Below are 7,706 nucleotides of genomic sequence, written 5' to 3'. Positions count from 1 at the left end.
TTTTATGGCATACCTACCGCTCGTGGATACAATGCACCATGTTTTGAGGGCATGGTGCATTATTATATAAGTTCAGTTTTGATGCTCTTGGACAATGAGGACGAAAAGGACAAAGTTTCGATAGTGCTTGCCATTCAAAACGAACCAAAAGCCAGATATTATTATACATCATCTGGTTGCTTTTGAAATTCGCTCAGATCTATGAAGTCATCCGGTGACTTTGCACACCGCCTGAGACTGAACATCAGCGTTGTTATGGCACCTGAAGCAACAGAAAGATTCCTTTTTGCGTTTTTTGATTTCAAGAAACACTTTCAAGTAGTTTCAAGTAGCTTTTAAGTAGATCTGACCCTTCGCACCTATGCATGGAAATGTCAATTAATTCTTCCGAATCATTAATTAAAAATACTTTCAAGTAGTTTCAAGTAACTTTCAAGTACAACATTGAGTTACTGCTTGATAGCATAGTATTTGGTAGGATCTCTGGGAGAAGTACTGTGCTCAACAATAATATCCATTTCTACAAGTTTTTTTAAATGTGCCGTAATTGTCGGCCGGGATTTCTCTGTAAGATCCGATAATGTACGGGGAGTACACTTGTCTATACTCGCGATGTAATATACAAGATCCCGGTCAAGGGCACTCAGTGACTCCCAGCGTTTATCGAACACGATTCTCTGAGACTCCATCCGTCTAAGGGAGCGTGCCGCAATATTGTTTTTCAAAACCAACAGCACGGTATTCCCGTTCGGCTCACTAAATACAGGTGGATCCAGAAAATACGAAGCCATATCCGTGTAAATACGTTTTACACCTTCATTCAATTCTCGTACCCATCCAAAATCACTTAACACTCTGGCAATTACCGGGTTTCTGGAAAAACGAGTAGTCTGGATATTATCCACGGTCACAATACTGGGAAGGCGTCCGGGACTGGAAAACTCAATCCGATCATCATACATTGTGATTCGAATATAGTCCCCTTGCAAAGAATAGTCCCGGTGTGCCACTGCATTAACAAGTCCCTCCAGCCACGCAAATGCAGGATATTCAGGAATGCGCTTAAACACACCATCCCGACCGAGCTGCTGGAATTCCCTCATTTGAGATTCAAGCAGATTACGTCCTTCTGTGATTAACTGATGCAAAGGACGTTCTATTGTGACATCTTTTACCAGGTTAAATCTGGTGCCCACTTCGGCAGTGACACCTTCGTAGCGTAAAAAGCGCAATCTGGCACCAGGCAAAAACTGAGTAGGGGCCTTGCCAAACAGAAATATTGCAGCAACGGTAATTTTGATTTCGCTTGGGCTCATGTGTTCACCCCCCTCCACCGCTCCTTGGAGCCAATCATAGAGGGTAACTCGGTAAGGCACTTGCCGAGTAAGAAAAATTGTGGAAAAAATTTATGTAAAAACTCCAACCAATATTCAGCAGACACGCAATTTTTCCTGCATATGATGATTTAGGACACGGAACTGCCGAATCCGTTGTCCATTTTTCTTAGGAAGGACTGAATAAATCACCGCACAGGTCTGGCCGACATATTTTTCGTCTGGATGTCTTTAAAAAACCTTGAAATCCGTCAGGATTCCTGCGGTTTTTTGCCTTGCCAGACGAAAAATCTGTCTGGCAATCCCCGCATGTCGATTTAATCAGTCCTTCCCTTAATATCATACGTTGTTTTTTGAAATCCTAATAGAGCACGAAAAATCTCACAGTGAGACATGATCCCTATCAAGAATCAAATCCCGCTGTGAGATTTATTAATCACCGCTTATTGTCCCTTTTTAGCCTCCCATTGCTCTGTAAGATCATCAAAACAGCTTGTAACAGCTTTTTTACCAGTCTTATTTCGTATTTATCGCAATAATCTATACCAACTGAAGATATGCGGGCAACCTATCACTTCAATACCGAACAAAACATCTCCTTGGTAGAGTTACTGGAGGAGATGGATATCCTCAACCAACTCCTTACTAACCTCAGCACTCTCCCAAGAAACTGTTGCTGCACTCATGGCAATCTTCCTGATAATCTGTCTCCGGAACACCGGGCTATGGTGGAGATTCCAGTGCACTCATAGCTGTGGCGGCATGGCTTAGGCTTGTAACCAACCAGTTTGAACAATCGTGGACGGTCTATGTGCAAAGTATTGCTACTATTTTTCGCCGTGTTATCGACAATTTTGATTTGCATAGCTGAATACTTCAGCTATTGATACAGCCTTTTAGTCCGGGATAGGTGACAATTTACCACCACAATACCTGTACACACCAGCGCCAGAGCGATGAGATTGCGCATGGTCAGTACTGGCTCATGGAGGAAAATCCCCGACAGTAGGGTACCAAAGATGGGGACCAGGAAGTTATACACGGTCACCTTGCCCACGTCGTTATACTTGAGGAGCATAGTCCACAGGGAGAAGGCTGCTGCCGACAGGAAGGAGAGGTAGAGGAGCAGCGGGAGAGCCCCTGGATCCACTGGGGTCAGCCGCCCCCCGACCAGAAGACCGGCCAGACATAGCAGAGCCCCGCCGATCAGCATCTGGTAGCCGGTGACTATGGTGGGGCTACTGTGGGTGGAGACCACCTTGCTCCAGGTGGAGCCCAGGCCGAAGCTGACAGCGGCAATGACAATAAACCCCTCCCCCAGCAGCGTTATTCCCTCCCCACCCAGGGCGCTGCCGTTGACTACCACCACACCGACAAATCCGATCAGGCATCCGAGAACCTTCCGAATGGTGAGCTGTTCACCCCGCACAATCAGTGGCGCAGCCAGCACCGCTGTGAAGGTACCGCTGGAGAACAGGATAGCCCCTTTGGAAGCGCTGATATGAGCCAGACCGATGTAGTAGAAGAAGTACTGCACCGAGGTGAGTATCAAGCCCAAGGCTGCCAACACGGGCAGCTCCTGCCGGGTGGGGCGGATCAGCCGGCGTTCCCGCAGGCTGGCAAAGGCGATGGTCATCACACCCGCTAAAAAGAAACGGGTCCCGGCGAACAAAATCTTGGAGGCAAAGTCCCCTGTCTCGATCCGCCAGAGGGAAAATCCGATCTTGACCCCTGGGTAGGCGCTTCCCCAGAGCACCGCTACCGCTACTGCCACCGACAGAATCACCCCAGGACGCGTCACCCAATTCTCTCTCAAAACAACCCCTCCCCATCTCAAAGGAAGCGCTGATTGGATCGGCAAGATCGGCTTGCGAAGAAATTTTTCCCAAAATGCGGCGCGATTCTACATGAAGAAATGTGTTTATTCCAAGAAATCGCAACAAAATTATGGCACAAAATCTACGCAAGACGTCGCAGACGCATTCAATCAGCGCTTTCCCAATTTATCTGCTGCAAATCTGGGCGCAGAACTGCCCAAGGCGGCGAAACGCCTCCCGCAGATTATCCTGCCCAATAGTATAGGCGATACGGATATGCCCAGCCCCACAGGTGCCAAAAGCGCTGCCTGGAATGCAAACTACCTTTTGCTCTGTAAGAAGCCGGTCACAAAACTCCACATCGCTCAGTCCAAATTCCTGTATGCTGGGGAACAAGTAAAATGCACCGTTTGGCCGGACCACGGTTATCCCTGGAATTGTCTCCAGTTCTTGAAGTGCCGTCTCTCTCCGCTCTTGGAATACGTTTCTCAGGGCTTCCGCTTCCTCGGGATGGGCCAACGCATATACCGCGGCATACTGCCCTATCGCATTGGCGCAGGCATTGAAATTCTCCTGGCATATGGTCATTTTATCTATGATTTCCGCCGGCCCCGCCGCATAGCCAATCCGCCAGCCGGTCATGGCGTATGCCTTGGAAAAACTGTTGATCACTACGGTGCGTTCCTTCATTCCGGGGAACGCCGCAATAGACCGGTTTTCCGCCCCGTCATAGAGCAGCGTATTGTATACCTCGTCCGCGATAACCAGCAGATTTTTTTCGCAGGCGATCTCAGAAATCTTCTTCAGCGTCAACTGGCCAATTACATGCCCAGTGGGATTGTTTGGTGTATTGATCATCAGCGCTTTCGTGCGCGGCGTAATCAGACGCTCGATCACCTCTGGCTGCATCTCAAAATTGTGAGCAGCGTCTGTTGGCACCCGAACCGGCACGCCGCCATAATACGTCACCTGTGCTGCGTAGTTGAGCCACTGCGGATCTTGGATCAGCACCTCATCCTCCGGATTTAGAATCACGGCCATCAGCAGGGAGAGCGCCCCCATTCCGCCGTTTGTAATGATAACTTCCCGCTCCGGATCATAACCGATTTCCCGCACACTGGATTGGGTTGCGACAGCCTCCCGCAGAGCAGGCATACCTGCATTGGGCGTATAGTGGGTAAATCCCTGCTCCAGGGCCTGTTTCCCCGCGTCACTCACCGATTTTGGCGTAGCCATATCCGGTTCGCCGATACCCATGCTGATCACGCCCGTCATCTGATTGGCACGGTCAAACATGGCCCGGATAGCCCCCTGCCGCAAATTTTGTGTGCGCTGGTTGACAAACAACATCGTGCGCCTCCTTCCTACCGCTGTACTCGGCCGCTGCCGTCTCCGGCCATCAGCTTTTCCACCTCGGATACGCTGACGCGGTTGAAATCTCCCGGAATGCTGTGCTTCAGACAGGAGGCCGCCACCGCGAATTCCAGTGCCTGCTGGAGATCTCCATAGTGGTTCAGTCCATACAAAAGGCCGCCAGCAAAGCTGTCGCCACCGCCTACGCGGTCCACGATATCCCGGATCTCATAGTGTCTGGAGAGATAGAAGTTTCTACCATCATTGAGGCAGGCCGACCATCCGTTCCAGTCGGCACTGTGGCTCTCCCGCAGCGTGATGGCAATCAACCGTATATTGGGATAAGCCGTGAGAACTTTATCCCCCAGAATTCGGTATTTCTCACTGTCCAGCATTCCGGAGGACACATCTATTTTTGTGTTAATCCCAAGGCTTTTCTGCACATCCTCCTCGTTGGCAATGGCCACGTCCACGTAATTGGCAATCTCACCCATGACGGCCTGCGCTTCCTGTCCGTATTTCCACAGATTCTTTCGATAGTTCAGGTCGCAGGACACAGTAATTCCGCGCCTTTTTGCCTCCTGCACGCTTGCCAGGGCGAGGTTCATCGCGCACTGGGAGATTGCCGGTGTAATGCCAGTAATGTGAAACCAGTCTATCCCCGTAAGGACCTGATCCCAGTTTATACTCTCTGGCCTCGCAATGGCAATGGCCGAACCCGAACGGTCGTAAATTACTTGGCTGGGACGCTGGTTCGCGCCGCTCTCCAGATAGTAGGTCCCCATGCGCCCCTCACCGGTTATGATCCGCCCGGTATCCACCCCAAAGCGGCGCAGCTCAGCACGGCAGGCCGCCGCGAGACCGTTATCGGGCAGCACAGTAAAAAACGCCACGTCCTCTCCATAATTTGCCAGCGACACCGCTACATTGGCCTCGCCGCCGGCGAAGGTCGCCTCCAACACCGGAGATTGAAATAACCGTTCATGTCCAGGAGCTTTCAGGCGCAGCATGATCTCTCCAAAGGTCAAATACTTCATTTGGCTCACCCTTTCTTTTGCAGCAGATGAACCGCAAATCCGCCAAATTCCTGCTTCAGATAGACGGAGATCACCGTTTCACCCCGGTACTTTGCCGTCGATTGATCCAGTGCAAAACCTTTTTTCTCCAGCTCCGCCGCCGCCCGGGGGATCGAGTTGGTCCAAACGGCGATATGTCCCCGCTCTCCCAGGCCTGGGGAGTACATGACCTCAATCCCTGTCCCGGCCAGGCATGAGCTGCTGCCGGACTTAACCGGGAATTGGAACGCCCTCTCAAACATCCGGCAGAGGGAATTTGCTTCGTCCTCGCTCTGGGTATTGATTCCAATATGGGCCAGTTCAAAGCCCAGGACAGTTCGACGGGCCTCGGCGCACAGGGCGGTAATCCTGTCGAAATTATGGGCGGCAATGTCGGCCCTGGTACACAGCCAGCTTCCCCCCACGGCAAAGACAAAGGGGGCGGCCAAGTATTCGCTGAGATTCTCTCCGTTGACCCCGCCGGTAGGAATAAACTTCATCCCGCTGAAAGGACCGGAAAGCGCCCGCATGGCATCCAGACCGCCGCAGCCCTCGGCGGGGAAAATTTTGACAACCCTCACGCCATGGGCGAGCGCCGCCATAATCTCGGTGGAAGTGGCACAGCCCGGGATTACAACCACCTGATTCTTCTCGCACCAGGCCACCACCTCTTCGCTGTAGCCGGGAGAGATAATAAACTGTGCACCGCAGTCCACAGCCCTTTTGCACTGCTCCAGGGTGAGCACCGTACCGGCGCCCACCAGAGCCTCGGGGCATTCTCTGGACACAGCGGCAATGGCCTTGGTGCCGGCGGCCGTTCGAAAGGTAAATTCCATCACATCTACCCCGCCGGACAGCATAGCCCTTGCCGCCGGTACAGCATCCGCCGCGTTGTCAATGGTCACTGCGGGGATAACGGCGGCGTCTGCAATTCGTTGTAAAATATCCATTTTGATCCTTTCCTCCGATGAATTGATCGGGTATGACTTTGTCAGCTTTCGTCTTCCAGTAGGAAGCGCACATAGATCTCCAATACCTGATACAGTTTTTCAATATCCACCCACTCGTTCGCCTCGTGGAGCCCGCCACCCATGGGACCAAAGCAGATGGACGGAATGCCGCCCTTTGTCGACCAGTGGTTATTGTCACTGACTCCGCTGGAGCAGATCAGCGGCAGCTCCGCACCGGTTATGCACCGATAGATTGACTGCAGGCGCCGGACCTCCTTGTGGGAGCGGTCTACCAAAAAGGATGAATAGAAGGGACGCTCCACAGAGAATGTAAATTGGGCGCTCAATTTCAACTTTCGGGCCAGAGCTTTTAATGCTGCCAGAACGTCCTCCATTGTCTCCCCGGGGACGGTATGCTTGCTGATCAGTGCCTCACAGTGGTCGGGAATCACCATACTGTACCGCTCGCTGCCCCCGGAGACCCGCAGCGTGGTATAGGGTTGCGGCGGGATCAACTCCGCGCCGGGAAGGTGCAGCGTATCCATAGCACTCAAAAAGCGCCCCATTTCTTCGATGGCGTTGATTCCCTTGCTGGCCTCAGCCGCGTGAGCCGCCTTCCCGCGGGCTTCCGCGCGGATTAGAATCTTTCCGCAGGAACCGATCACTGCATGGGTATACTCCGGCTCTGCCGCCAATCCAAAGTCTGCCTGAACACCCTCCTCAATTGCGCGGAGCACCCCCTCTGAGTAGGCCTCCTCGTCGCACACCAGCACTATAACGACCTTGCCGCGCAGAGACTGCCTCTCCTGAATGCAGATCTCAGCTGTATGCAGGATGACGGCAATCCCCGCTTTCATGTCGCAGGCACCCCGGCCATAGATTCTTCCATCCCGCTCTACAGCGCGAAAAGGGTCGCTGCTCCACCCCTCCCCCGCCTCCACTGTGTCCATGTGTCCGGTGAGCAGGATGCTTCTGCCCGGCAGCGCGCCGCAGATTTCCGCAATGACATTTCTGCGGTTTCCCGCTACGGTCTGCTGCCGCACCGTATCCGCCCCCATAGCACGCAGCCTCTGGGCGATATAGTCTGACAGAGCACCTTCTTCACCGGTGACAGATGGAATTTCAATCAACTCTTTTATCGTATCTGTGATACGGGTACATGCGATTTTTTGCCGTATTTTCTCCATGGCTGTCCCC

7 protein-coding genes are annotated in these 7,706 nt (G+C 52.3%); 1 reads left to right on the top strand and 6 read right to left on the bottom strand.

Annotation, left to right across the window (positions count from 1 at the left end; genetic code table 11):
* Nucleotides 1-186: hypothetical protein (locus Q0Z71_RS16100; RefSeq protein WP_298024947.1), on the top strand; the 186-nt coding region annotated here is incomplete at its 5' end.
* A gap of 263 nt (nt 187-449) precedes the next feature.
* Here the strand turns inward: Q0Z71_RS16100 and Q0Z71_RS16095 are convergent.
* The 6 genes from Q0Z71_RS16095 to Q0Z71_RS16070 form a co-directional block, all read right to left on the bottom strand.
* Nucleotides 450-1,316, bottom strand: a complete 867-nt coding sequence (locus Q0Z71_RS16095) for an ATP-binding protein (protein WP_298024944.1) — start codon at nt 1,314-1,316, stop codon at nt 450-452.
* An 898-nt stretch (nt 1,317-2,214) separates the two neighbouring features.
* Nucleotides 2,215-3,150 (bottom strand): DMT family transporter, encoded by a 936-nt coding sequence (locus Q0Z71_RS16090; protein ID WP_298024942.1) that lies wholly within the window; start codon nt 3,148-3,150, stop codon nt 2,215-2,217.
* Nucleotides 3,151-3,337: 187 nt separating this feature from the next.
* Nucleotides 3,338-4,501, bottom strand: coding sequence for a pyridoxal phosphate-dependent aminotransferase (locus Q0Z71_RS16085; protein WP_298024940.1), 1,164 nt, complete (start codon nt 4,499-4,501; stop codon nt 3,338-3,340).
* Nucleotides 4,502-4,515: 14 nt separating this feature from the next.
* The gene (locus Q0Z71_RS16080) at nt 4,516-5,541 is read right to left on the bottom strand and encodes a sugar kinase (protein ID WP_298024938.1); all 1,026 of its coding nucleotides are present in this window, start codon (nt 5,539-5,541) and stop codon (nt 4,516-4,518) included.
* Nucleotides 5,542-5,546: 5 nt separating this feature from the next.
* The gene (eda, locus tag Q0Z71_RS16075) at nt 5,547-6,509 is read right to left on the bottom strand and encodes a bifunctional 4-hydroxy-2-oxoglutarate aldolase/2-dehydro-3-deoxy-phosphogluconate aldolase (protein ID WP_298024936.1); all 963 of its coding nucleotides are present in this window, start codon (nt 6,507-6,509) and stop codon (nt 5,547-5,549) included.
* 41 nt (nt 6,510-6,550) lie between these two features.
* The gene (locus Q0Z71_RS16070; protein ID WP_298024934.1) at nt 6,551-7,696 is read right to left on the bottom strand and encodes a M20 family metallopeptidase; all 1,146 of its coding nucleotides are present in this window, start codon (nt 7,694-7,696) and stop codon (nt 6,551-6,553) included.
* Nucleotides 7,697-7,706 lie beyond the last annotated feature (10 nt).

This window comes from uncultured Dysosmobacter sp. (assembly GCF_947631635.1).
In the GTDB taxonomy this organism is placed as follows: domain Bacteria; phylum Bacillota; class Clostridia; order Oscillospirales; family Oscillospiraceae; genus Oscillibacter.
This window is presented reverse-complemented; position numbering and strand designations above follow the sequence as displayed.